This is a genomic window from Pseudoflavonifractor sp. 60 (assembly GCF_009911645.1).
Classification (GTDB): Bacteria; Bacillota; Clostridia; order Oscillospirales; family Oscillospiraceae; genus Lawsonibacter.
Genome location: NZ_QWKI01000233.1, coordinates 1 through 449 on the forward strand (window position 1 = coordinate 1; position 449 = coordinate 449).

Annotated in this window: 1 protein-coding gene; it reads left to right on the plus strand. The window is 56.1% G+C overall.

The window, feature by feature from the left end; genetic code table 11:
- Positions 1-24 precede the first annotated feature (24 nt).
- The coding region (locus tag D1646_RS24070; RefSeq protein ID WP_160638243.1) for a hypothetical protein at positions 25-449 on the plus strand (425 nt) is incomplete at its 3' end.

Below are 449 nucleotides of genomic sequence, written 5' to 3' on the forward strand. Positions count from 1 at the left end.
AACAAGCAGTAAGGGGGAGCGATTATGAACTTTATGAATCGTTTTGCGGAAAAGCACCCCAAGGCGGCGGAGTGGATTAGAAAAGGCGGTCTGTTCCTCATTTTCAGCTGGGCGGTCACGGCGCTGAAGGCAGTCATGCTTATGTTCCTGCCCGGTTTGTTCCACAGTTTCGTGGGCGACACGGAGTGGCTGTTCCCCGGTATCCCAGTGGAACTGTTTGGGGTCGGCTTTAAGCTGTCCATCATCGGCAACGCCCTTGAGGTCGGCGCGGATAGGGCCTATCTGGTCAACAGCGGCTTGGCCTTCACCTTGGCCAACCTGACCGCTATCTTCTTCGGCGAGTGCATCAACTTCCCCCTCCAGCGCAATGTAACCTTTAAGAGCCACGGTCCTCTGGCCCCTCAACTCGGTCTGCATTTCCTGGCCACCATTGCGGTGTTCCTGGTGAT